The organism is Vibrio sp. CCUG 15886 (assembly GCF_028570825.1).
GTDB classification, from domain to species: domain Bacteria; phylum Pseudomonadota; class Gammaproteobacteria; order Enterobacterales; family Vibrionaceae; genus Vibrio; species Vibrio vulnificus_B.
In genome coordinates this window covers 1-616 of record NZ_JAQQBT010000054.1, presented here as the reverse complement: position 1 = coordinate 616, position 616 = coordinate 1, and the positions used below count along the sequence as shown (strand labels likewise).

The following is a 616-nucleotide window of genomic DNA, read 5'->3' as shown; positions in this document are numbered from 1 at the left end:
CGATTGCTCGCATTGGCCCATTTTAAAGATGGTCACTCTCGAACCCAAATTGCTAAGTTCCTTAAGGTAAGCAGAACCAGTGTGAATAAATGGGTACAAACCTTCCTTGAAGAAGGGCTTGAAGGACTGCAAGAGAAACCAAGAACGGGTCGCCCAGCATTTCTTAACGCGGAGCAGCGAGAACAATTAAGTCAGTATATAAAAGCTCGAGCGATGGATTCGTCTGGCGGTCGATTAACTGGTAACGATATTCATGCTTATATCGTTAATGAATTTGGCAAACACTACCACCCAGATTCGATCTACTACTTGCTCAACCATATGGGCTTTTCTTGGATAACTTCACGCTCCAAGCACCCTCGTCAATCCCAGCAAATCCAAGACGATTTTAAAAAAATTCAAAATTGAAACGATCCTTAAGATCCCCGGTCACATGGGGCTTGATAACGTCGATGTCTGGTTTCAAGATGAAGCAAGATTTGGCCAGCAAAACACGACAACTCGACTTTGGGCTGAGCGTGGCTCAAGACCAAGAGTGGTAAAACAGCAGCAGTTTGAATATGCGTATTTGTTTGGCTCAGTATGCCCCGCTAGAGGTATTGGTGAGGCAATGGTC

The 616-nt window shown here is 44.8% G+C and carries 1 protein-coding gene and 1 pseudogene; both read left to right on the top strand.

The features are described from left to right. Positions 1–408, top strand: a 408-nt coding sequence (locus PQQ36_RS22525) for an IS630 family transposase (RefSeq protein WP_273662749.1), incomplete at its 5' end; no start/stop codon positions are given. A 25-nt stretch (positions 409–433) separates the two neighbouring features. Then, positions 434–616, top strand: a pseudogene (locus PQQ36_RS22520) (IS630 family transposase); the annotation flags it as partial.